Raw genomic sequence first — 22,197 nt, forward strand, 5'->3', positions numbered from 1 at the left:
ACCCTTCACGAAGCTAAATCAAATGCTTATAAATCGTTTCTGCAATACCGGTTTCCAGATTGGTTCCAATCACCAAATCTGCACGCGCTTTAATCGCCTCGTCGGCATTGCCCATCGCGACACCCAGGCCTGCACTTTCCAGCATACTCAGGTCGTTAAAGTTATCCCCAAAGGCAATGACCTGGCTCATTGATAAGCCTTGTGACTCAACCCATTGCGCTAAACGATTGCCTTTGCTGTTGCCGCGTTGAGCCACATCGACCTGATCATGCCATGACCACTCACAAGACAAGCCAAGCTCATTTTCCACAACTTGGGTGAAATTCTGCAATTTCACGGTATCTTCATCCGTAAGAGCAAATTTCCAGATGGCGTCCACTTCTTGCACTGCTTCACGTAATGAATTCACATGGCGGAACACCGGGCGCTGTGCTTCTGGTAACGATTTAGCCCAATTCTCAGTACGCAAAACATGACCTGTTGTTTCCTGATACAGCATCACGTCATCGACATACATCAACCCATGAATGTTATGGGTATCCAGCAAGTCAATCAACTGGCTAGCTTGCTGAGGGTGTAATGGATCGGATGAAAGAACCTTTTTAGCATGATAATCATACAAATAAGTCCCATTACAGCAAATTGCAGGTGTATCCAGGGCCAGTGCCTGATAAAAAGGATGGATGGCAACGTGATGACGACCCGTCACAATGACAACTTTAAAGCCTGCTTCACGTGCACGCTGTAAAGCTGTCATTGATTCAGGAAGAATAGTTTTTTGCGGCGTGAGTAAGGTGCCGTCGAGATCAAGGGCGATTACGCGAAAAGTCATTTAGGGTTCCAGTCAAATTTAGAATCATAAGGCCTGTGCAGATGTTACACCCAAGAGACTTCGAGTTGAAGGAAGGCAGCAAGTGAAGGAATCCCGATGAGCTTACTCGAGTAAGTGATTCGGGTGACTGAACGCAGACAACGCACCTGCAACTTGAAGTATGACGGGTGTACACCGCTTGCGGCGTTGTTCAAAAGGACAACACGAAGCGGCAAAACGCACTACCCTTGTGACTATTACTCAAGATGTTGGGAGGAGAGAGAATTCATGAAACAAACAGTCTATACCGCCAGCCCAGAAAGCGAGCAAATCCACGTTTGGCAACTTAACGCCAGCGGCGAGTTAACCCTGGTGCAGGTGGTGGATGTTGCAGGGCAGGTTCAACCGATGGTCATCAGCCCCGACAAACGTTATCTGTACGTAGGTGTACGCCCTGAATTTCGTGTGATTGCTTATCGCATTGCACCTGATGATGGCATGCTCACCGAAGCGGGTGCGACAGCCATTCCGGGCAGCCCAACGCACATTTCTACCGACCATCAAGGCCGTTTCCTGTTCAGCGCCTCTTACAATGCAGGCAGCGTCAGCGTTGTGAGCCTGGGTAACGATGGCTTACCAGGTGACGTGGTTGATGTTGTTGAAGGTTTAGAAGGTTGCCACTCTGCCAATATTTCTCCGGACAACCGCACTTTGTGGGTTCCTGCGCTGAAGCAAGATCGCATCTGCCAGTTTATCCTGTCTGACGACGGCCATCTGGTCGCGCAAACTCCTGCAGAAGTGACCACCGTTGAAGGGGCTGGCCCGCGCCATATGGTGTTCCACCCGAATCAACAATACGGTTATTGCGTTAACGAACTGAACGGGTCTGTTGATGTGTGGGAGCTGAAAAATACCTACGGCAAAATTGAATGCGTGCAAACGCTGGATATCATGCCGCCAGGCTTCTCTGACACCCGTTGGGCGGCAGATATTCACATCACACCTGATGGTCTCCACCTGTATACCTGTGACCGTACCGCCAGCATTATCACGGTATTCAGCGTCTCTGAAGATGGCAGCGTGCTAGCGGTAGAAGGTTATCAGCCGACCGAAACGCAACCACGCGGTTTCAACGTTGATCACTCGGGTAAATATTTGATTGCCGCAGGGCAGAAATCGCACCATATCGCGGTTTATCAAATCATCGGAGAGCAAGGTTTACTAGAAGAAAAAGGCCGTTATGCTGTAGGGCAAGGGCCGATGTGGGTGGTGGTTAATGCCCACTAATTTTTTGATTATGTGATAAAAAAACCTCGCGATTGCGAGGTTTTTTCTTTTAAACAACACGCTTATTTTATTGGGTAACGACCTGGCTACCTACGCCACGGTTGTTGAATTCCCACAAGCGGTTTGCGTTAGCGTCATTCAGATCGCGCTGGATGTCACCTTTTTCGCTTTTCACACCGATATTGCCGGTAAACGGACGTTTAGATCCCACGGCATCGCCCCACGGTTTTGCCATGTTGAAACCTTCATTAATCACGCTATCACGGATAACCACCTGGCCGTTTGAAGTCTGGCCTGCGGCATAACCGTTTTCAGTCGCTTCCACATCCCAGGCGCGGCCCAGTTGTGCGACGCTATCGGCGGCAGCAGTGAAGCGGCTGTTGGTGACCAGGAAACCGTAATAAATGTTTGGCAATGTTGCAGGTGCAAACACAGTGCCTTCTTTTGTACGGCTGTTTACCAGGTGGAACTCGGTATTATCAAACACCACTGCACCACGGCCAGCAACCACATCCACATCACCTTCGATGTAGCTTTTCGTGACTAACGTGCGCGGTTGGCGGTCAGTCAACAGGCGGTTTTGTATATCGCTGTTGGTGACGAAGAAGGTGTTCTGACGGCCCAGCAGGTGAACATTGTTTAGCTGAACTTTGTCGCCATCGGAACGCAGAGCGACGGCCTGATGGTTACCGGCATCAACGCTGTCACCCAAAGTGTTAGCGATTGTCAGGTTTTGCATCTGCAAGCCATTGTTCTGTGACCAGACAGCGGCAGAACACATGATACCGACGGTCGCGCTACGCTTGCTCTGGCAGCTATCAAACATGTACCACGCAGGTTTACCCGGCATATATCTGCCCGCGGTATTTACCGCACGACGCCAGGTGTTTACGTCGATTTCAGAGTCCAGTGGCATGATGATTTTTACATCGCTGGCATTGTCTGTCGTGCCGTATAACGTCACGCTACCTGAACCCCCCGGGATATAAACGGTGCCAGGGTATTCGCCTGGTTGAATAGCGATGTACAGGCGGTTGTTGCTGTGTTTTATCATGGCGGCATCAACGGCTGCCTGAATAGAGGTGTGTGTCACACCTGCGCCACCAGCGGCACCGACAACATAGTCAGGCTGCTGCGGAAGCTGAATAGAGGACGGAGTCCATGGCGCTTCATCTTTATTCTTAGAGGCGAAATAGCGCGCCTGAACAAAGTTCTGCGCTTCATCGGACGATAAAACTGGACGAGATTGAGTACCAGGTGCCACTTGCGAAGAAGGGAGTTCATCTGGTGGTGTAGAACTACAGGCTGATAGCGCCACAGCAAAAGCGATCACGGCTGCCCGACGAGAAACAGAGAATGTGTTCAAGGGTTGCTCCTTGCAGTGCAATTTTAAAAGGGGGTCTGAAAGCCTGCTTTTTTATACTAAGTTGAGCAAAACAGGAAGCCGATTGTGCAAATCGGCTTCATAAAGATGGGATTAATTGAACATTGCGGTGATAGAAGCACTGGCTAATGAGTGAAAATGGACATTAAAACCGACCATTGCGCCAGAAGCGCTCTCTCCCACATCCAGGTTTTCAACATCTAAAGCGTAAACGGTGAAGATGTAGCGGTGTGATTCCCCTTTCGGTGGTGCCGCACCGCCGTAACCGGGTTTACCGAAATCGGTCAAGGTTTGTATCGCAGGTTCTGGCAGTTCAGCAATCCCTGAGCCTGCACCTTGTGGTAAAACACGGGTATCAGCCGGGAGATTTATTACCACCCAATGCCACCAGCCTGAACCCGTTGGTGCGTCAGGATCGTAACTGGTTACGACAAAACTTTTGGCCCCTGAGGGGACATCGTCCCATGCTAGATGAGGGGAAATGTTATCGCCTTCGTAGCCCATTCCATTAAACACCTGGCGCCAGGGGAGTTTATCCCCATCTTTGAAATCCTGGCTTATCAGTTTCATAGCCGCTCCTGATAGTTAGAGATTGAGTAATTTCAACAGTTCTTCGGCAGCAATTGTTGACGACGCGGGGTTTTGCCCGGTCACCAGATGCCCATCGACCACCGCATACTCGCCCCAATCATCAGTGCGCTCGAATAACCCGCCGGCTTTTTTCAGTTCATCCTCCACCAGGAATGGCACGATTGCGGTTAAGCCAACACCCTCTTCTTCACTATTGGTAAACCCCGTCACCCGTTTACCTTTAACCAGCGGTGAGCCATCAGGTTTTGTCACGTGGCGCAAAACCCCAGGAGCATGGCATACCGCAGCAACGGGCTTGCCTGCTGCCCAAAACTGCTCAAGCAATTTGATCGAGTGTTTATCTTCTGCCAAATCCCACAATGGTCCGTGCCCGCCGGGATAGAACACCGCGTCAAAATCGACGACGCGGACGTTTTCAAGTTTTTCGGTATTGGCTAACAGTTTTTGGGCGGCATCATCACTACGGAAACGGCGAGTGTCATCGGTTTGTGCGTCGGGTTCATCGCTTTTGGGATCAAGTGGCGGTTGCCCGCCTTTTGGCGAGGCGAGAGTGATATTCAGACCTGCATCGCGAAAAACATAATAGGGCGCGGCAAACTCCTCCAGCCAAAATCCTGTGGGTTTGCCAGTATTGCCCAGTTGATTGTGCGAGGTTAACACCATGAGGATTTTCATCTGAATCTCCCTTAAGAGCGTGAAAAGATCCTCGAAGTGTAGTGCATCCGCGAGCGGCTTGCTGGTGGTCAGCTTTTGAAAAACGCCGGATTTTCCACCGCACTCGCCACGGCTTTGATCAGTTTTGCTAACTGCTCGGGCGTGATGACGTAAGGCGGCATCAGGTAAATCAGACGCCCGAAAGGCCGAATCCACACCCCTTGTTCGACAAAGAACGCCTGAAGGGCCGCCATATCGACCGCATGATGCGTTTCAACGACGCCAATGGCTCCAAGCACGCGTACATCAGCGACGTGTTCGCAATCCTGCAAAGGTTTAAGCCCCGCCAACAACTGCTGTTCCAGAGCCTTCACTTGTTGCTGCCACTGGCCTGATTCAAGCAAGGCGAGGCTTTCGGCTGCCACCGCACAGGCTAACGGATTACCCATAAACGTCGGACCATGCATAAAGCATCCGGCTTCGCCATTGCTGATGGTTTCTGCCACCAGGCGGGTGGTCAGCGTGGCGGAGAGTGTCATGGTGCCGCCAGTCAGCGCTTTGCCCAGGCACAAAATATCCGGTGAAATACCCGCATGTTCACAGGCAAACAATTTTCCGGTGCGGCCAAAGCCGGTGGCTATCTCATCGGCAATCAGCAAAATCCCTTCGCGGTCGCACATGCGACGAATACGCTTGAGCCATTCCGGATGATAAAAACGCATTCCGCCTGCACCCTGAACAATCGGCTCAAGGATAACGGCGGCGATTTCATGACGGTGCGCGGCCATTAAACGTGCGAAAGGCACAATGTCCATTTCATCCCATTCATCGTCAAAGCGGCACTTCGGCGCAGGCGCAAACAGGTGTTCAGGGAGGTAACCCTGCCACAAACTGTGCATCGAATTATCGGGATCGCAAACTGACATCGCACCAAAGGTATCGCCATGATAACCGTGACGGAAGGTGAGAAACTTCTGGCGTGGGTCGCCTTTGGCATGCCAGTACTGCAATGCCATTTTCATCGCCACTTCAACGGCAACAGAGCCGGAGTCGGCAAGGAAAACGCACTCAAGATTTTCCGGCGTCATGGCGACCAGTTTACGGCACAGCGCAACCGCTGGCGGGTGCGTGATACCGCCAAACATCACATGCGACATCCTTTCAATCTGGTCTTTCATCGCCTGATTCAGGCGTGGGTGATTGTAGCCATGAATCGCCGCCCACCAGGATGACATCCCATCAACAAGGGCTTTACCATCAGCAAGTTGCAGTTCGCAGCCCGTTGCCGCCACCACCGGATAAACCGGTAACGGTTGGGTCATGGAAGTGTACGGGTGCCAGATATGTTGTTGGTCGAACGCTAAATCAGCAGGGGTCATAGGGTGACTTGTAAACCATTTAAAAAAGATTTAGGTTTACAAGTATAACGTCAATCAACGGCTAACAACACCCTTTTTGGAGACGCCCAATGGCTCACCATGCACGCTGGTCAATGTCGCAGGTCACTGCTTTATTTGAGAAACCCTTCCTCGAACTGATGTTTGAGGCGCAACAAGTTCACCGTCAGCACTTCGATCCTCGTCATGTGCAGGTCAGTACTTTGCTGTCGATTAAAACGGGTGCATGCCCGGAAGACTGCAAATATTGCCCACAAAGTGCGCGATACAAAACCGGTCTGACATCCGAACGCCTGATGGAAGTTGAGCAAGTTCTGGACTCGGCGCGTAAAGCGCTGAACGCGGGTTCTACGCGTTTCTGTATGGGGGCTGCCTGGAAAAACCCTAACGACCGTGACATGCCGTATCTTGAGCAAATGGTACAAGGCGTGCGCGAAATGGGCCTGGAAACCTGTATGACGCTTGGCACGCTAACCGGCGCACAAGCACAGCGCCTCGCGGAGGCTGGCCTTGATTATTACAACCATAACCTCGATACCTCCCCAGAATTTTACGGCAATATTATTACCACGCGCACCTATCAGGAGCGCCTCGACACCCTCGACAAAGTGCGCGGTGCCGGAATTAAAGTCTGCTCCGGTGGCATCGTTGGCTTGGGCGAAACCGTAACCGATCGCGCTGGATTGTTACTGCAACTCGCCAATCTACCGACGCCGCCAGAAAGCGTGCCAATCAATATGTTGGTGAAGGTGAAAGGTACCCCGATGGCAGATAATGAAGACGTCGATGCGTTTGATTTTATCCGCACCATCGCCGTGGCACGCATCATGATGCCAGGGTCGTTCGTGCGCCTTTCTGCCGGGCGTGAACAGATGAGCGAGCAAACTCAGGCCATGTGTTTCATGGCGGGGGCCAACTCTATTTTCTACGGCTGCAAACTGCTTACCACACCCAATCCGGAAGAAGACAAAGATCTGCAACTGTTCCGCAAGTTGGGGCTTAACCCGCAGCAAACCACCACTCACGCGGGTGATAACGAACAGCAACAACAACTGGCCGAGCAATTGCTCGGCGCGGATACGGAGAATTACTACAACGCGGCGGCAATATGAGTTGGCAGCAACGCATCGACCGCGCGCTTGAGCAACGACGTGCGAACGACAGTTTCCGCATCCGTCAGGTGAATCAACAAGGTAGCGGGCGCTACCTTGTACAAAACGAAACCCGTTACCTGAATTTTTCCAGTAATGACTACCTGGGAATGAGCCACCATGCGGAGGTGATTCAAGCCTGGCAGCAAGGGGCCGAGAGTTACGGTGTCGGCAGTGGTGGCTCCGGGCATGTCACGGGCTATCACCAGGCGCATCAACAATTTGAACAGCAACTTGCGGACTGGCTCGGCTACCCACGCGCACTGCTGTTTATTTCAGGTTTTGCGGCCAATCAGGCGCTCATTGCCGCGCTAACTGAAAAAGCTGATCGAATCGTTGCCGATAAACTCAGCCACGCCTCGCTTCTGGAAGCCGCCATGCATAGCCCGGCGCAGTTGCGGCGTTTTGCGCATAATGATGTGCAGTCGCTGCAAATGTTGCTGGCGCAACCCAATGATGGTGGTCTACAACTGGCCTTCACCGAAGGCGTCTTCAGCATGGATGGCGATGCCGCACCGTTGGCTGAAATCGCTCAGGCTAGCCTGGACTGCGGGGCGTTGTTGATGGTCGACGATGCTCATGGCATCGGGGTTATCGGGCAAGAAGGGCGGGGGAGTTGTGACCAGCAACAGATTAAGCCCGATTTGCTGGTCGTGACCTTCGGGAAAGCATTTGGTGCCAGTGGTGCGGCGGTGCTGTGCAGTGAGTCGCTAGCGGATTATTTGCTGCAATTTGCCCGACATCTCATTTACAGCACGGCAATGCCACCGGCCCAGGCCAGTGCGTTAACGGCAGCGCTGCGAGTGATTCGTCGTGATGATGCAAGGCGCGCGCAATTGCAGGCCAATATCGCCCACTTCCGCGCTGGGGCCGAAGCGTTACCGTTGAAATTGATGGCCTCACAATCCGCTATTCAGCCTCTGATTGTGGGCGAAAATCAGGCGGCGTTGAACCTTGCTGCAACCATGCGCGAGCGCGGATTTTGGCTGACGGCCATTCGTCCGCCCACTGTGCCACAAGGGACAGCGCGGCTGCGTGTCACACTGACCGCCAGCCATACCCGTGAGGATATCGACAGGCTTCTGGAGGCGCTAAATGACGCAACTCGTTAACAAAGCAGCCGTCGCTGCGGCATTTGGACGCGCGGCCACCACCTATGACAGCCATGCCGAACTCCAGCGCACCAGCGGTGAATTGCTTGGCGACATGCTCGCAAGCCGACACATCGCCACCATGCTGGATGCCGGATGTGGCACCGGCTGGTACAGCCGCGCCTGGCGCAACAAAGGCTGCCATGTGACGGCGCTGGATCTCTCGCCCGCCATGCTCAATTATGCGGCCCAGCTTGGGTCGGCAGACTGTTATCTCGAAGGTGACATCGAGGCCATTGCACTACCCGATGGGCAAGTTGATTTAGCCTGGAGCAATCTGGCGGTGCAGTGGTGCAACGCATTACGTGACGGTTTGAGTGAGCTTTATCGCATCACCCGCCCAGGAGGATGCGTGGCATTTACTACGCTTGCGGCGAGTTCATTAAGTGAACTTCATACTGCGTGGCAGGCGGTAGATGAACGCTCTCATGCGAATCAATTTCTCACCTTTGAGCAGATTAAGGATGCTTGCGCAGGCTGGCGCTGTTCCTTGCAAGTCCATGAGATTACTCAGTCTTACGCAAGTGTTATGAGTGCCATGCACTCGCTCAAAGGCATTGGCGCAACGCATCTGCATGATGGACGCAAAGCGTCACTAATGACTCGCCAGCAATTGCAAAAATTAAGCCTCGCCTGGCCGCAAAAAGAGGGGCAATTCCCCCTAACCTGGCAGCTCGTTTGTGGAGTAATAGAACGTGATTAAAAGATGGTTTGTGACCGGAACTGATACCGAAGTGGGTAAAACAGTCGCCAGTTGTGCACTGCTGCAAGCCGCCACTGACGCGGGTTACCGCACCGCAGGTTATAAGCCGGTCGCTTCTGGCAGCGAAATGACGCCAGCAGGGATCCGCAACAGCGATGCGCAGGCGTTGCAGCGTAATAGCAGCGTCAAATTGGACTACGAACAGGTCAATCCTTTTGCCTTTCTGGAACCGACTTCGCCGCATATTGTCAGTGCGGCTGAAAAACGGCCTATTGAGTTATCAACAATCTCAGCGGGTCTTGAGGCGCTTGCTTCACGGGCTGACTGGTTGCAGGTTGAAGGGGCAGGAGGTTGGTTTACGCCCCTTTCACAGACGGCCACCTTTGCCGATTGGGTTATCCAGGAGCAGTTGCCCGTCATTCTGGTTGTTGGGGTGAAACTGGGTTGTATTAATCATGCCATGTTGACGGCACATGCGGTGCAAAACGCAGGGCTGCATCTGGTGGGTTGGATTGCTAACGATGTTCAACCTACCGGGAAGCGCCACGCAGAATACATTGCGACGTTGCGTGAGGTTTTAAACGCCCCGATGCTGGGTGAAATACCGTTTTGCCCGCAACTTAACGAGGAAACGCTCCTCGGTCACCATCTGGATATTTCGCTGCTTTCGGCATAACCCGCAAATTTTTGTCGATGATTTTTACATTGCCAGAAAAAAAACCATGGGTAGAAGCGCTAGGTGCGTAGGGCTGCGATGACGCACTGGTTGGCGGGGCGTTAACGGGCGCATTGCGCTGAATTTCATTTGTGAAGCGCAAGATGCAAAGCAGGCCGTCGTGTCAGCCATCAAAGACGTTATCCCTGGTGCGGTATTGGTAGAAGTGATGCCTGATCTGCTGGAGCTCGGGCAGTTGTGACGGCAAAGACGGGTTTACCCTTCTTGCCGTCGGTTGGCACACCATCATGGGTCAATCCAACTGGCTACTAACTTGTCGTCCAGCAGTTCGACGTTACCCTGAGCGACGTTACGTCCACGGTGCAGCAAACAGAAACGGTCTGCCACACGACGAATAAACGACAACCGTTGCTCAACCAGCAGAATAGTCAGTCCAAAGTCGCGGCTTAGCCGCCGAATGATATTGCCGAGATCATTAATAAATCGCTGGCCGCTGCCAAAAGTGGGTTCATCCAGAATCAACAATTTCGGCTCGGTCACCAGCGCCCTTGCTAATGCCAGTTGCTGTTGAAGATCACCTGACAGTTCGCCGCCGCGCACGTGGCGCAAGCTATAGAGTTCAGGGAACAGTTCATAGATCATGGATGGGATCGGGCGTGACTGTCGTACACGGGCGGCTAATAGAGCAATTTGCAGGTTTTCTTCAACGCTCAGTTGGGAAAAAATACGTCTGTCCTGGGCGACATAGCTCATCCCCAGTGCCGCTCTACCTTCAATAGGTTGGGCCAGCAAATCTTGTGGTGGGTGCCCAGCCTCAAGCCAGGTCATGCTGCCACTTTGCACAGGCAGGTAACCGGTGATGCAGTTAACCAGCGTTGTTTTACCCATACCAGGTGCACCCAGCACACAGGTGCATTCGCCTGGAGTCAGTTCAAGATCTAAATTCCACAGAATATGGCTTTCACCATAAAACTGATTAACAGCTCGCAGACTCAACATCGATATTCTCCTTCAGACAGGGTTAACAACGTGCAGTGTTTCGACTTAAGTGAGTAAAACAGTGCAATTCCCTTGCCATTAACCTTCTTGCGCGGCGGAACATTGCAACTTTGAGAAAAGACTCATGAAAAAGGTTGAAGAAACCTTCGCCGTCTACCACGCGAAAAACCGAATGCACTTTGTCAGTGCCTGCTCACAGGTGCGTTTGGTGCAAAGCCATAGAGTTGCTCCAGGATAATGCGCAATACGTGAACAGGATCATTAGAAATTGTGGATCCTAGCCAGGTAAAAAAGGACTAAAAATAAAACCGAAAAATATTTTTAGAGGTTGGCATAGGGATTTTATGGTTTTTTGCGGTCTGCGCTGCAAAAGGGCTGAGAGCAGTTATCCACTATTCCTGTGGATAACCTTGTGCATTAGAGTTAGAAAACTTGTGATAAGCGAGCACTGGCGCGGGCTGCGCATGAATTGGCGTGAAACCAGACTTTATAAAATAACTGTTTAAAATTAACAGGTTGAATAAAATCAATCACTGCAATGAAAGTGTCATAGATGTTCCTTACGCTTTTGTGACACTGCTTGACAAATGTTAAAAGGTAAAAAAATCTGGGGATAACCATTTTGGGTAGCTGAAATATCTGAGAGTGGTTATTTTTTCCTGCAAACCAGCCAGCGCAGAGGGGCAATATCATCAACTTTGGTGCAAGGAACTGGTTTTTCATCCAGTATCTTTTTCTGGCAAAATTTCCTGTGCCGAGTAAAATTATCCTCCGGCCCGCTCGTTTCTCCATCAGGTAGCCTCTTCATGAGTAAAGCGTTCAAATTAAATTCAGCATTCAAACCTTCTGGCGATCAGCCCGAAGCCATACGCCGCCTTGAAGAGGGGTTACAAGACGGGCTTGCCCATCAAACACTTTTGGGGGTGACGGGCTCAGGTAAGACCTTCACCGTGGCCAATGTGATTGCTGATTTGCAACGTCCCACTATGGTGCTGGCCCCGAACAAAACTCTCGCGGCACAATTGTATGGCGAGATGAAAGAGTTCTTTCCGGATAACGCGGTCGAGTTCTTTGTCTCTTACTACGATTATTACCAGCCCGAAGCCTACGTCCCGAGTTCTGATACCTTTATCGAAAAAGACTCCTCGGTTAATGAACACATTGAACAGATGCGTCTGTCAGCCACCAAAGCATTACTGGAAAGGCGTGATGTGATTGTGGTGGCTTCGGTGTCGGCGATATACGGCCTGGGTGACCCTGACCTCTACCTGAAAATGATGCTGCATCTCACCAAAGGGATGATCATCGATCAGCGTTCAATTTTGCGCCGTTTGACCGAATTGCAATACACCCGTAATGACCAGGCTTTCCAGCGCGCGACCTTCCGTGTGCGCGGAGAAGTCATCGACATCTTCCCGGCTGAGTCGGACGATTTGGCGTTACGTGTGGAGTTGTTTGACGAGGAAGTGGAGCGGCTTTCGTTGTTTGACCCGCTGACGGGGCAAATAGACCAGGTGATTCAACGCTTCACCGTTTATCCAAAATCGCATTACGTCACGCCGCGTGAACGTATCGTGCAAGCCATGGAAGAGATTAAGGTTGAACTGGCAGACCGCAAAAAGGTCTTGCTGGCGAACAACAAACTGCTTGAAGAGCAACGCCTGTCGCAACGGACTCAGTTCGATTTAGAGATGATGAACGAATTGGGTTATTGCTCTGGAGTAGAAAACTATTCGCGCTTCCTGTCGGGCCGTGGTCCAGGCGAGCCACCGCCAACACTTTTCGATTATCTGCCAGCAGATGGCCTGTTAGTGGTTGATGAGTCCCACGTGACTATTCCGCAAATCGGCGGCATGTACAAAGGTGACCGGGCGCGCAAAGAAACATTGGTGGAGTATGGATTCCGTCTGCCATCGGCGCTGGATAACCGCCCACTGAGATTTGAAGAGTTTGAAGCGCTGGCCCCACAAACCATCTATGTGTCCGCTACGCCGAGCAATTACGAGTTAGAAAAGTCGGGCGGCGATGTTGTCGATCAGGTCGTCAGGCCAACCGGTTTGCTGGACCCTATTATCGAAGTGCGTCCTGTTGGGACTCAGGTTGACGACCTGCTGTCTGAGATCCGCAAACGCGTTGTAATCAACGAACGTGTTCTAGTCACTACGCTGACTAAGCGTATGGCCGAGGATTTAACGGAGTATCTGGAAGAGCATGGTGAGCGGGTGCGTTATCTGCACTCAGACATTGATACCGTTGAGCGTATGGAAATCATCCGTGATTTGCGCCTTGGCGAGTTCGACGTGTTGGTGGGTATCAACTTGCTACGTGAGGGGTTGGATATGCCTGAAGTGTCGCTGGTGGCGATTCTGGATGCCGATAAAGAAGGTTTCCTGCGCTCCGAGCGTTCACTCATTCAGACAATTGGCCGTGCGGCACGTAACATCAACGGTAAAGCCATTCTGTATGGTGACAAAATCACAGCCTCCATGGCGAAGGCGATTAGTGAAACGGAGCGTCGCCGTGAGAAACAGCAGCTTTATAACGAAGAAAATGGCATTACGCCGCAAGGCTTGAACAAAAAGGTTGTGGACGTCCTTCAACTGGGTGAAGGGATGGCAAAAACCAAAGGCCGAATGAAGAGCAAAGCTCGCAGCGTGATTGAAGATGATGAAATTCTTCTGACGCCTAAAGCCCTGCAACAGAAAATTCATCAGTTGGAAGGGAAGATGCTTGAGCACGCACAGAATTTGGAATTTGAAGAAGCTGCGCAGTTGCGTGACCAACTGCATCATCTACGGCAGTTATTTATCGCGGCGTCGTAAATGAAAGCAGTGGTAGGTGGATAAGCGATAGCCTCATCCACCCTTTTTGCCCGTGACGGTGAATCAAAAGAAAGTGTTTTCTTACCCCAACTGCTGAAGCGCTTTTTCCAGCGCCTGGCGCAGCAAATGCCGGTCATGACGATAACGAATATCGCACGCTTCGAGAGGCTCCTGAATCACGACACGGTCAGTGATTTCAGTCACATCCACCTGCGGGCCAACCACCACGGCATCAATGATGCGCTTACCGACACGTTGCTCCATGATGTCCAGCGTTTGCCCAAGGGACAGGCTGGCGGCGGCAGTGCTTAACTCTTTTCCCAGATTACCGATAAACACCACGGGGGCAGGGGTGCGGCGCAGTGCCTGATCCATATCTTCGAGCAACAGTAACGGCATCAGGCTGGTATAGAAACTTCCAGGGCCAATCAGAATCAAATCGGCTTCGGCAATCGCCTGTACTGCTTCGCGTGTGGCATGAGCTTTCGGGAATAACGACAGCTCCTGCGGCGGCGAAGAAAGCTTATCAATATTCACTTCACCGTAAATACAATTACCGTCCGCATCCGTCGCCATCAAATCCACGGGTTGTTCGGACATCGGAATCAGAAATGCATCCACTTTGAGCAAGTTACGAATGAGATTAATGGCTTCCAGAGGCCGCACGCTCAGGTGGTCTAATGCCTTTAACATCAGGTTTCCAAGGTTATGCCCAGAAAGTTCGCCATTGCCACTAAAACGATACTCAAACATCGCTGAAGCCACGCTCTGCTCAGTAATTAACTGATTTAAACAGTTGCGCATATCGCCCCAGGCAATGCCGCCTTCAGAGCGTCGAATTCGCCCCGTAGAACCCCCATTATCAGTGGTAGTCACAATACCGGTTAAACGTGAACCTAAAGAGGAGAGGGATGACATAACCCTTCCCAGACCATGTCCACCGCCGAGAGCAACCACTCGGTCCAAATCCGTAAGCGTACGATTACGCATAACTATTCCTTATCACCCACTATCGAAATAAGGTAGCGTAAAAGATCTCAAAATACGATTCAGGCTCGGAGGTTAATGATGTATATCAATGCAAATGTTCACTTATCGGGTAGTGTGTTGTGAAATTGAACGATTAGTTCGTTATGTGTTTAATTATATAGCGAAAGCTGCTATAGCGAATAACTTCATCACGCGCTACTATCGCCATAGTCGTTAGCATTCACGTTGCAGGTAGGCGGCAAGGGGGTGAATTCCCTGGAACTGACTAAAGTAAGTGACCGGGGTGAGCGAACGCAGCCAACACCCCTGCGGTTTGAATGATGACGGATATAACACACACTAAGCCTCTGGACCTAAGTCGAAAGATACGGTGCTTTGGCCGTGACCTTGAGTCACCAGGGTGCAGAAAGAAATGCCTGCATCTCCCATATTTGGAAGGTGTACATGGCTACTCAACTTACCGACGCATACGCTCGTCAGTTTTTTTACCTGCGTCTGTCTATTACCGACGTTTGCAATTTTCGTTGCAACTATTGTCTGCCGGATGGCTACAAACCTCACGGTGTCGCCAATAAAAGTTTCCTCAACGTCGATGAAATTCGCCGCGTGACGCGCGCCTTTGCCGCCCTCGGTACTGAAAAAGTCCGCCTGACGGGTGGCGAACCCTCTTTACGAAAAGACTTCACCGACATCATCGCTGCGGTGCGTGAAAACCCAGGGATCCGCCAGATTGCCGTGACCACCAACGGTTATCGTCTTGCACGCGACATCCAGCAATGGCGTGATGCCGGACTGACCGCGGTGAATGTCAGCGTTGATAGCCTCGACGCTCGACAGTTTCACGCGATTACCGGGCAGGATAAATTCCGTCAGGTGATGGACGGTATTGACGCTGCGTTCTCCGCTGGATTTGAACGCGTCAAAGTCAATACTGTGCTGATGCGTGGCATAAACCACCACGAGCTCGATACCTTCCTTGCGTGGATCAAACCGCGTCCAATCCAGTTGCGCTTCATCGAATTGATGGAAACCGGCGACGGTGGAGACGTGTTCCGCAAACACCACATTTCAGGGAAAACCATTCGCGACCAGTTACTGGCTCGCGGTTGGATTCACCAGCTTCGTAGCCGCAGTGATGGCCCGGCACAAGTCTTTTGCCACCCAGATTATCAGGGTGAAATCGGCCTTATCATGCCGTATGAAAAAGACTTTTGTGCCAGTTGTAACCGTCTGCGCGTTTCGTCGGTAGGTAATCTGCATCTGTGTTTGTTTGGCGACCAGGGTATTTCACTACGTGACTTGCTGGCGGATGACGGGCAAATCAACGAGCTTGAAGCACGTATTGCCGAAGCGTTGACGCACAAAAAACAGACCCATTTCCTGCATGAAGGTGAGACCGGGATCACCCAGAACCTGTCTTATATCGGCGGGTAAACCCAATACCCAGTTAAAAGGGAACATAACAATGAGCCAGACGAGCAGCGAATTTATCCCGGTGCATATCGCCATTCTGACTGTTTCAAGCCGTCGTGGTGAAGACGACGATACTTCAGGGCATTATCTGCGTGAAGCCGCCATTGACGCGGGACACAAAGTGGTTGCCAAAGCGATTGTGAAAGAAAACCGCTACGCAATACGCGCTCAGGTTTCCCAATGGATTGCTGATGACGAAGTGCAGGTGGTGCTCATTAACGGCGGTACCGGTTTTACCGAGGGCGACCAGTCCCCTGAAGCGTTGTTGCCGTTGTTTGACCGGGAAATTGAAGGTTTTGGTGAAGTCTTCCGCATGCTCTCTTTTGAGGAGATAGGCACCTCGACGCTGCAATCTCGCGCCCTGGCAGGTGTCGCAAACCGCACACTGATTTTCGCCATGCCGGGTTCGACCAAAGCGTGTCATACCGCGTGGGAAAATATCATCCAGCCACAGCTTGATGCCCGTGTGCGCCCGTGTAATTTCCATCCACACCTCAAGAAATAAATTATGTCGCAACTAACTCATATTAATGCCGCTGGCGAAGCGCACATGGTCGATGTCTCCGCCAAAGCAGAAACTGTGCGTGAAGCGCGTGCCGAAGCGTTTATCACCATGGAAGCTGAAACGCTGGCGATGATTATTGAAGGCAGTCATCACAAAGGTGACGTGTTTGCCACCGCGCGAATCGCCGGGATCCAGGCGGCTAAACGCACCTGGGATTTGATTCCGCTTTGCCACCCGTTGATGCTCAGCAAAGTCGAAGTGAATTTAGCCGCTGAGCCTGAACATAATCGTGTGCGTATCGAATCTGTCTGCCGTCTGACCGGTAAAACTGGTGTTGAAATGGAAGCGCTGACCGCGGCGTCGGTTGCGGCGTTAACCATCTACGACATGTGCAAAGCGGTGCAGAAAGATATGGTGATAGGCCCTGTTCGTCTGCTGGCGAAAAGCGGCGGTAAATCTGGCGACTTTAAAGTAGAAAGCAAGGTGGAAAGCCATGATTAACGTATTGTTTTTTGCCCAGGTGCGTGAGTTGGTTGATTGCGACAACCTGCAACTGGACGCGAGTTTTAACGATGTAGAGCAACTGCGCCAAAATCTGGCGGCGAAAAGCGACCGTTGGGCGTTGGCGCTGGAGTCCGGCAAACTGCTGGCGGCGGTGAATCAAACGCTGGTTAATTTCGACCATCCGCTTAGTGACGGTGACGAAGTGGCTTTCTTCCCTCCGGTCACGGGAGGTTAAAATGGAAAACACGCGAATTCGTGTCAGCCACGAGAATTTTAACGTCGGCGATGAATACCAGTGGCTCGCACAGTGCGATGAAGACGGTGCGGTGGTGACGTTTACGGGCAAAGTGCGCAATCACAATCTTGGCGATAGCGTCAGTGCGTTAACACTCGAGCATTATCCAGGAATGACAGAAAAAGCGCTGGCAGAAATTATCGAGCAAGCGCGCGAACGCTGGCCGCTACAACGGGTAAGCGTGATTCACCGCATCGGTGAATTGTGGCCAGGGGATGAAATTGTCTTCGTGGGTGTGACCGGCGCGCATCGCAGTTCTGCGTTCGAATCCGCACAATTCATTATGGATTATCTGAAAACACGCGCCCCGTTCTGGAAGCGCGAAGCCACGGCTGATGGCGATCGCTGGGTAGATGCTCGCGATTCTGATAAACAAGCGGCCAAACGCTGGTAACAGGCACCTTCCCGCAGTTGTGTTAATCTTAAGGTACAGGTTTTCAAGCCTGAAATTCGGTCAACGCATTTAACTTAAGGAAGCATCATGGATCGATTCCCACGCTCAAATGACACTATTGTCCAGCAGACACGTACTGGTTTGCAGGCCTATATGGCGCAAGTTTATGGCTGGATGACCTGCGGCTTGTTACTGACGGCATTTGTCGCCTGGTATGCTGCGAATACGCCCGAGGTGATGGAGTTTGTCTTTTCCAGCAAAATCACCTTCTTTGGGTTGATCATCGTGCAGTTGGGGTTGGTGTTTGTGCTCTCCGGCATGGTGCAAAAGCTCAGCGCGGGTATGGCCACCAGCTTATTTATGCTGTACTCGGCACTCACTGGCTTGACGCTTTCCAGCATTTTTATCGTCTACACCTATTCATCCATCGCCAGTACGTTTGTGGTTTCAGGCGGGATGTTCGGTGCCATGAGCCTGTATGGCTACACCACCAAGCGCGACCTGAGCGGTTTTGGCAATATGCTGTTTATGGCGCTGATTGGTATCGTGTTGGCTTCACTGGTGAACCTGTGGCTGAAAAGCACGGCTCTGATGTGGGCGGTAACTTATATCGGCGTTATCGTGTTTGTCGGGCTGACGGCCTACGACACACAGAAGCTGAAAAACATTGGCGAACAAATTGATACCCGTGATACGCAAACCATGCGTAAGTATTCCATTCTTGGTGCGCTAACGCTGTATCTCGACTTCATCAACCTGTTCCTTATGCTGCTGCGTATTTTCGGCAACCGCCGTTAATCTTGCTGCTTCTTGCTTATATACATAAAGAAGTCAGGTGGATTAGCGCAAGCGACATCCACCTTAAACCTCACGAGTTTTCCTGAAGCTTCTTCTCGTTTTTCACCCGCATCTTCTTCGCCCGACTCTCCAGCCATAAATAGCAAACAATCGCCAGCAGCAGTGGGGCAATAAAGTAGAGCATTCGATAGGCCAGAAGTGCCGCAATAATCGTCCCATTCGTGGCATGCTCGCCTGCCAGTAATGCGATAAATACCGCTTCCAGTACGCCAATCCCCGCAGGGATATGCATAATGACGCCAGCAATACTGCTCACCAAAAGCACACCTAAAACGAAGAAGTAATGAATCTCCTGGCCCAATAACAGCCAGATAATCGCACCCATCGTCATCCAGTTGGCACTTGAAATCGCCATCTGTATCAGGGCAAATTTAAACGACGGTAACACCAGACGTTGGCCTTTTATCGTCAGATGGCGATGCTTTGCAAAGGCACAAAACCACAGATAAACCGCAATAATCACCAGCAGCACGCCCCCTAAAATGCGCAGCGTTGTCTGGTTGATGTACCAGTGAGCCGGTAACTGCACCACGCCAACAGTAAAGAGAACCCCCGCCAGCAAAATGTAACCCAGCCAGTTAGTTGAAATACTTAACGAGAAGATGCGTGTGATGGTGGCGTTGGGTAGGCCAAGGCGTGAATAAAGACGATAGCGCATGCCAATGCCACCCACCCAAGTACTGAGGGTGAGGTTGAAGGCATAGCAGATGAACGACACCAACATCACTTGTCGTTTGGCTAATTTATGTCCGCAATACGACCGCGCCAAAAGGTCGTAGCAGCCGTAAAGCAGGTAACTCAGAATGACCAAGCCCACCGCACTAAACAGCGCTATGCGGTTGTAATTACGAATGACTTGCCAAACTTCCTGCCAGTCGACTTTGGTTGCATACACCACCAGCAGCGCGATGACGGCAATAAAAAACAGCCAGGTGAGGACTTTCTTTGCTTTGCGCCATTTTGGGTGCGAGTGCGACATTAATATTTCACTCCGGGATTATCGGTCTCAACCTGGTCCTGGGTTTCGAGTTGTGGCTGTGCTGGCGGCATCACTTGCGCAAGTTTTGGCGTATGTGCGGGTAGCCAGCCAACCATCGCCGGGAAGTGGCGCAAAAAGTGGAACGCCAACACGCTTTTACCCAGATTCCACCAGGTACGTTTGGGGAGCATCGACTCATCAACCGGTTTGCAATCTTTGGTCATCAAACCGTGCAGATTTGCCCGCAACGTAGCGTTAAAATCACGGTCATGAATAATCAGATTGGCTTCCAGGTTGAGGGACAAACTCAGCGGGTCAAGATTGCTGGAACCGACGGTTGCCCAGTGGTCATCCATCAGCGCAACTTTGCCGTGCAGCGGACGGCGCTGATATTCATAAATTTTCACGCCTGAGCGCACCAGGTAGTTGTACAGCAGGCGAGCGCCAACTTTGACAATCGGCATATCCGGTTCGCCCTGCACAATCAGTTTTACCGAAACGCCACGTTGTGACGCCTTGCGCATGGCATGCAGCAGACGATATCCCGGGAAAAAATAGGCGTTGGCAATAATCACTTCACGCTTCGCTTTGCTGAGCATTTTCAAGTAGTAGCGTTCAATGTCATCGCGATGTTGGTTGTTGTCGCGCCAGACGAACAAGGCTTGAGCTTCACCCGGCGTCAGGTTTTCCTGGGCGGGATTACGATGACGCCGCCACCAGCGGCGCTTAACATCGTGGTCGGGTAGGTTGGAAATAACATAGTGATAAATATCATCCACCACCGGCCCTTCGACTTTGACCGAGTAATCCTGCTTAGCTTCAGGACCATAATCACTCATTTGTTCGGCGGAATAGTTAATACCCCCGACAAACGCCACGAGGCCATCGACCACCACGATTTTGCGGTGCATACGGCGGAATAAGTTGGTGCGCATGCCAAAGATCAAAGGGCGGGGATCGTAGTAGCGGAACTTCACGCCCGCTGTGGTCAGTTGGCTGACAAATCCGTCGCTTAAATCGGGTGAGCCGTAGCCATCAAGCAACACTTCTACGCCCACCCCACGCCTGGCGGCATTCAGTATTACTTCATGCAGCTTTCGGCCGACATCATCTTCAAACCAAATAAATGTCTCAAGAAACACTTTGCTACGCGCATTGCTGATGGCTTCAAACACCGCCGGGAAAAACTGATCACCGTTTTCAAGTAACGAAATGCGGTTTCCATCGCGCCAGTTATTTTTCATATATGTATCTCCACCGCTAATGGCGCGTGGTCGGAAAGATGCCGCCACTGCTGCAACGGCAGCGTTGTCGGGGCGCTCGCTGAGGCATTTTTCACATAAATTCTGTCCAGACGAAGGACCGGGAAACGGGCAGGGAAGGTTCGCGCTGGACGGCCCCGCGCACGGGTAAAGACTTCATCTAAGCCGGTTTGCCTGAGCTGATGAGTGGCGCGTTGTTGCCAGTCATTGAAATCACCCGCCACCACGACCGGCTCACCTTCAGGGAGTTCATTCACCAGTTGGCAAAGCATGTTGAGCTGCGCCCGACGGTGTGCATCACGCAAACCGAGATGGACACAAATGATATGCGCACGAATATTCACACCAGTTAGGGTTATCTGGCAGTGCAGCATGCCGCGTTTTTCGTGGCCTTCGACCGAGATATCGCGATTGTCAAAATGGTGGATAGGGAAGCGTGATAGCACCGCATTGCCATGATGGCCTTCGGGGTAAATCGCGTTGCGGCCATAAGCAAACTCACTCCACATGCTATCCGCGAGGAATTCGTAATGGCTGCTTTCCGGCCAGTTATCCACTCGCAGGGAGTGTGCCTCATGGGCTCCCATCACTTCTTGCAAGCAGACAATATCGGCGGAAACCGCGCGTACCGCATCGCGCAACTCTGGCAAAATGAAGCGCCTGTTGAGTGCGGTAAAACCTTTGTGTGTATTAATTGTGAGCACTTTAAAGGAAAAGTGCTGAGCCTTGTTACCCATGCTTCTCCCGGCATTAATTAAATCCAGATGAAAATAAAGTGTAGTCTCTGTCACAAATAGGTGTCGGGTTACAGAATTTTCCGCATACTGCGGTACTCTGAATGACAGGAATTAGTGGCCAGGAGAGAAATAATGAAATGGCAACAACGTGTACAAGTGACTACGGGCCTAAGCTGCTGGCAAATAATGCTGCATCTTTCTGTGCTTTGTGTGCTGCTCGTTGGCTGGAAGACTGCCACCCTCATACCGGTCGGCATTGGGTTATGTGTGCTGTATGTCGCGACAGTTATCCTGATGTTCGCCCTGCAACGTGTTCGCACTGGGCGCTTACGTGATATTGGCGATTTTCTTGAAGAGCTGACAACCACCTGGTATTTCGGCTCAGCGATGATTGCTCTGTGGCTGTTGTCACGCGTCGTCGAAAATAAATTCCTTCTTGCAGGCGCAGGGCTTGCGATGATTGCCGGGCCGATTATCTATTCGCTGCTCGTTAAAGATATGCCCAAAACCATTCGAGTTGCAGGAAGGCGGTGAGGCAGTGAGTCCCCAGGATGGGCCGAGTATGACCAACGCA

At 51.6% G+C, this 22,197-nt stretch carries 23 protein-coding genes and 1 riboswitch; of the genes, 13 read left to right on the forward strand and 10 right to left on the reverse strand.

Translation table 11 applies throughout. The features are described 5' to 3' along the window. Window positions 1-13: 13 nt before the first annotated feature. Window positions 14-832 (reverse strand): pyridoxal phosphatase, encoded by an 819-nt coding sequence (locus tag VJY99_RS06695; RefSeq protein WP_324117285.1) that lies wholly within the window; start codon window positions 830-832, stop codon window positions 14-16. Window positions 833-1,099: 267 nt separating this feature from the next. On the opposite strand from VJY99_RS06695, the gene pgl reads away from it, so the two are divergent. Further along, window positions 1,100-2,098 (forward strand): 6-phosphogluconolactonase, encoded by a 999-nt coding sequence (gene pgl, locus VJY99_RS06700; RefSeq protein WP_324117286.1) that lies wholly within the window; start codon window positions 1,100-1,102, stop codon window positions 2,096-2,098. Between the two features lie 67 nt (window positions 2,099-2,165). Here pgl and VJY99_RS06705 read toward each other — a convergent pair whose 3' ends face one another. From VJY99_RS06705 to bioA, 4 genes are all read right to left on the reverse strand, one after another. Beyond that, window positions 2,166-3,464 (reverse strand): putative acyl-CoA thioester hydrolase, encoded by a 1,299-nt coding sequence (locus VJY99_RS06705; protein WP_324117287.1) that lies wholly within the window; start codon window positions 3,462-3,464, stop codon window positions 2,166-2,168. A gap of 111 nt (window positions 3,465-3,575) precedes the next feature. Further along, on the reverse strand, window positions 3,576-4,052 hold the full coding sequence (locus tag VJY99_RS06710) for a kinase inhibitor (RefSeq protein WP_324117288.1): 477 nt from the start codon (window positions 4,050-4,052) through the stop codon (window positions 3,576-3,578). Between the two features lie 15 nt (window positions 4,053-4,067). Then, window positions 4,068-4,748, reverse strand: coding sequence for a type 1 glutamine amidotransferase domain-containing protein (locus VJY99_RS06715; RefSeq protein WP_324117289.1), 681 nt, complete (start codon window positions 4,746-4,748; stop codon window positions 4,068-4,070). A 68-nt stretch (window positions 4,749-4,816) separates the two neighbouring features. Then, complete coding sequence (gene bioA / locus VJY99_RS06720; RefSeq protein WP_324117290.1) at window positions 4,817-6,106, reverse strand: adenosylmethionine--8-amino-7-oxononanoate transaminase; 1,290 nt, start codon at window positions 6,104-6,106, stop codon at window positions 4,817-4,819. 89 nt (window positions 6,107-6,195) lie between these two features. Here bioA and bioB point away from each other — a divergent pair, with 89 nt between their 5' ends. The 4 genes from bioB to bioD are packed head-to-tail and all read left to right on the forward strand — an operon-like array spanning window position 6,196 to window position 9,805. Continuing rightward, window positions 6,196-7,236 (forward strand): biotin synthase BioB, encoded by a 1,041-nt coding sequence (gene bioB / locus VJY99_RS06725; protein ID WP_324117291.1) that lies wholly within the window; start codon window positions 6,196-6,198, stop codon window positions 7,234-7,236. Continuing rightward, a complete protein-coding gene (bioF, locus tag VJY99_RS06730; RefSeq protein ID WP_324117292.1) occupies window positions 7,233-8,387 on the forward strand; it encodes an 8-amino-7-oxononanoate synthase in 1,155 nt (384 codons plus the stop codon). Before bioB ends, bioF begins: the two co-directional genes overlap by 4 nt. Continuing rightward, on the forward strand, window positions 8,371-9,129 hold the full coding sequence (gene bioC / locus VJY99_RS06735) for a malonyl-ACP O-methyltransferase BioC (protein WP_324117293.1): 759 nt from the start codon (window positions 8,371-8,373) through the stop codon (window positions 9,127-9,129). The genes bioF and bioC overlap by 17 nt, the downstream gene beginning before the upstream one ends. Further along, a complete protein-coding gene (bioD, locus tag VJY99_RS06740) occupies window positions 9,122-9,805 on the forward strand; it encodes a dethiobiotin synthase (protein ID WP_324117294.1) in 684 nt (227 codons plus the stop codon). Before bioC ends, bioD begins: the two co-directional genes overlap by 8 nt. A 285-nt stretch (window positions 9,806-10,090) precedes the next feature. Here the strand turns inward: bioD and VJY99_RS06745 are convergent, their stop codons facing one another. Then, a complete protein-coding gene (locus VJY99_RS06745) occupies window positions 10,091-10,804 on the reverse strand; it encodes an ABC transporter ATP-binding protein (protein ID WP_324117295.1) in 714 nt (237 codons plus the stop codon). Window positions 10,805-11,610: 806 nt separating this feature from the next. On the opposite strand from VJY99_RS06745, the gene uvrB reads away from it, so the two are divergent. Then, on the forward strand, window positions 11,611-13,626 hold the full coding sequence (gene uvrB, locus VJY99_RS06750) for an excinuclease ABC subunit UvrB (RefSeq protein WP_324117296.1): 2,016 nt from the start codon (window positions 11,611-11,613) through the stop codon (window positions 13,624-13,626). An 81-nt stretch (window positions 13,627-13,707) separates the two neighbouring features. Here uvrB and yvcK read toward each other — a convergent pair whose 3' ends face one another. Beyond that, window positions 13,708-14,616 carry a uridine diphosphate-N-acetylglucosamine-binding protein YvcK gene (gene yvcK / locus VJY99_RS06755; protein WP_324117297.1) on the reverse strand — a complete coding sequence of 303 codons (909 nt, stop codon included), beginning with the start codon at window positions 14,614-14,616 and terminating at the stop codon, window positions 13,708-13,710. A 325-nt stretch (window positions 14,617-14,941) separates the two neighbouring features. Further along, window positions 14,942-15,073: riboswitch (molybdenum cofactor riboswitch) on the forward strand. On the opposite strand from yvcK, the gene moaA reads away from it, so the two are divergent. From moaA to VJY99_RS06785, 6 genes are all read left to right on the forward strand, one after another. Then, a complete protein-coding gene (moaA, locus tag VJY99_RS06760; protein WP_324117298.1) occupies window positions 15,061-16,050 on the forward strand; it encodes a GTP 3',8-cyclase MoaA in 990 nt (329 codons plus the stop codon). (Overlaps the previous riboswitch by 13 nt.) 31 nt (window positions 16,051-16,081) lie before the next feature. Then, window positions 16,082-16,594 carry a molybdenum cofactor biosynthesis protein B gene (gene moaB / locus VJY99_RS06765; protein WP_324117299.1) on the forward strand — a complete coding sequence of 171 codons (513 nt, stop codon included), beginning with the start codon at window positions 16,082-16,084 and terminating at the stop codon, window positions 16,592-16,594. Window positions 16,595-16,597: 3 nt separating this feature from the next. Further along, entirely contained in the window at window positions 16,598-17,095 is a 498-nt protein-coding gene (moaC, locus tag VJY99_RS06770; protein ID WP_324117300.1) for a cyclic pyranopterin monophosphate synthase MoaC, read from the forward strand. Beyond that, on the forward strand, window positions 17,088-17,333 hold the full coding sequence (gene moaD, locus VJY99_RS06775) for a molybdopterin synthase sulfur carrier subunit (RefSeq protein ID WP_324117301.1): 246 nt from the start codon (window positions 17,088-17,090) through the stop codon (window positions 17,331-17,333). Before moaC ends, moaD begins: the two co-directional genes overlap by 8 nt. A 1-nt stretch (window position 17,334) precedes the next feature. Continuing rightward, window positions 17,335-17,787, forward strand: coding sequence for a molybdopterin synthase catalytic subunit MoaE (gene moaE, locus VJY99_RS06780; protein WP_324117302.1), 453 nt, complete (start codon window positions 17,335-17,337; stop codon window positions 17,785-17,787). Between the two features lie 87 nt (window positions 17,788-17,874). Further along, window positions 17,875-18,585 (forward strand): Bax inhibitor-1/YccA family protein, encoded by a 711-nt coding sequence (locus VJY99_RS06785; RefSeq protein ID WP_324117303.1) that lies wholly within the window; start codon window positions 17,875-17,877, stop codon window positions 18,583-18,585. Window positions 18,586-18,655: 70 nt separating this feature from the next. On the opposite strand, the gene VJY99_RS06790 is transcribed toward VJY99_RS06785, so the two are convergent. Genes VJY99_RS06790 through VJY99_RS06800 form a run of 3 tightly spaced genes read right to left on the reverse strand, consistent with a single transcriptional unit; the run spans window position 18,656 to window position 21,623 of the window. Next, window positions 18,656-19,624, reverse strand: coding sequence for a lysylphosphatidylglycerol synthase domain-containing protein (locus VJY99_RS06790; RefSeq protein WP_324117304.1), 969 nt, complete (start codon window positions 19,622-19,624; stop codon window positions 18,656-18,658). Next, window positions 19,624-20,868 carry a cardiolipin synthase ClsB gene (gene clsB / locus VJY99_RS06795; protein WP_324117305.1) on the reverse strand — a complete coding sequence of 415 codons (1,245 nt, stop codon included), beginning with the start codon at window positions 20,866-20,868 and terminating at the stop codon, window positions 19,624-19,626. The genes VJY99_RS06790 and clsB overlap by 1 nt, the downstream gene beginning before the upstream one ends. Beyond that, window positions 20,865-21,623: an endonuclease/exonuclease/phosphatase family protein gene (locus VJY99_RS06800; RefSeq protein ID WP_324117306.1), complete on the reverse strand. Its 759-nt coding sequence runs from the start codon at window positions 21,621-21,623 to the stop codon at window positions 20,865-20,867. The genes clsB and VJY99_RS06800 overlap by 4 nt, the downstream gene beginning before the upstream one ends. Window positions 21,624-21,755: 132 nt before the next feature. Here VJY99_RS06800 and VJY99_RS06805 point away from each other — a divergent pair, with 132 nt between their 5' ends. Then, the gene (locus VJY99_RS06805) at window positions 21,756-22,157 is read left to right on the forward strand and encodes a YbhQ family protein (protein WP_324117307.1); all 402 of its coding nucleotides are present in this window, start codon (window positions 21,756-21,758) and stop codon (window positions 22,155-22,157) included. The last annotated feature ends 40 nt before the right edge of the window (window positions 22,158-22,197 follow it).

The organism is Buttiauxella sp. (genome assembly GCF_035271705.1).
Taxonomy (GTDB): Bacteria; Pseudomonadota; Gammaproteobacteria; order Enterobacterales; family Enterobacteriaceae; genus Buttiauxella.

What these genes read in the sequence shown, in the direction of transcription:
- VJY99_RS06695 (WP_324117285.1), bottom strand. Translation starts at nt 832, where the DNA reads ATGACTTTTCGCGTAATCGCCCTTGATCTCGACGGCACCTTACTCACG.
- pgl (WP_324117286.1), top strand. Translation starts at nt 1,100, where the DNA reads ATGAAACAAACAGTCTATACCGCCAGCCCAGAAAGCGAGCAAATCCAC.
- VJY99_RS06710 (WP_324117288.1), bottom strand. Translation starts at nt 4,052, where the DNA reads ATGAAACTGATAAGCCAGGATTTCAAAGATGGGGATAAACTCCCCTGG.
- VJY99_RS06715 (WP_324117289.1), bottom strand. Translation starts at nt 4,748, where the DNA reads ATGAAAATCCTCATGGTGTTAACCTCGCACAATCAACTGGGCAATACT.
- bioA (WP_324117290.1), bottom strand. Translation starts at nt 6,106, where the DNA reads ATGACCCCTGCTGATTTAGCGTTCGACCAACAACATATCTGGCACCCG.
- bioB (WP_324117291.1), top strand. Translation starts at nt 6,196, where the DNA reads ATGGCTCACCATGCACGCTGGTCAATGTCGCAGGTCACTGCTTTATTT.
- bioF (WP_324117292.1), top strand. Translation starts at nt 7,233, where the DNA reads ATGAGTTGGCAGCAACGCATCGACCGCGCGCTTGAGCAACGACGTGCG.
- bioC (WP_324117293.1), top strand. Translation starts at nt 8,371, where the DNA reads ATGACGCAACTCGTTAACAAAGCAGCCGTCGCTGCGGCATTTGGACGC.
- VJY99_RS06745 (WP_324117295.1), bottom strand. Translation starts at nt 10,804, where the DNA reads ATGTTGAGTCTGCGAGCTGTTAATCAGTTTTATGGTGAAAGCCATATT.
- uvrB (WP_324117296.1), top strand. Translation starts at nt 11,611, where the DNA reads ATGAGTAAAGCGTTCAAATTAAATTCAGCATTCAAACCTTCTGGCGAT.
- yvcK (WP_324117297.1), bottom strand. Translation starts at nt 14,616, where the DNA reads ATGCGTAATCGTACGCTTACGGATTTGGACCGAGTGGTTGCTCTCGGC.
- moaA (WP_324117298.1), top strand. Translation starts at nt 15,061, where the DNA reads ATGGCTACTCAACTTACCGACGCATACGCTCGTCAGTTTTTTTACCTG.
- moaB (WP_324117299.1), top strand. Translation starts at nt 16,082, where the DNA reads ATGAGCCAGACGAGCAGCGAATTTATCCCGGTGCATATCGCCATTCTG.
- moaC (WP_324117300.1), top strand. Translation starts at nt 16,598, where the DNA reads ATGTCGCAACTAACTCATATTAATGCCGCTGGCGAAGCGCACATGGTC.
- moaD (WP_324117301.1), top strand. Translation starts at nt 17,088, where the DNA reads ATGATTAACGTATTGTTTTTTGCCCAGGTGCGTGAGTTGGTTGATTGC.
- moaE (WP_324117302.1), top strand. Translation starts at nt 17,335, where the DNA reads ATGGAAAACACGCGAATTCGTGTCAGCCACGAGAATTTTAACGTCGGC.
- VJY99_RS06785 (WP_324117303.1), top strand. Translation starts at nt 17,875, where the DNA reads ATGGATCGATTCCCACGCTCAAATGACACTATTGTCCAGCAGACACGT.
- VJY99_RS06790 (WP_324117304.1), bottom strand. Translation starts at nt 19,624, where the DNA reads ATGTCGCACTCGCACCCAAAATGGCGCAAAGCAAAGAAAGTCCTCACC.
- clsB (WP_324117305.1), bottom strand. Translation starts at nt 20,868, where the DNA reads ATGAAAAATAACTGGCGCGATGGAAACCGCATTTCGTTACTTGAAAAC.
- VJY99_RS06800 (WP_324117306.1), bottom strand. Translation starts at nt 21,623, where the DNA reads ATGGGTAACAAGGCTCAGCACTTTTCCTTTAAAGTGCTCACAATTAAT.
- VJY99_RS06805 (WP_324117307.1), top strand. Translation starts at nt 21,756, where the DNA reads ATGAAATGGCAACAACGTGTACAAGTGACTACGGGCCTAAGCTGCTGG.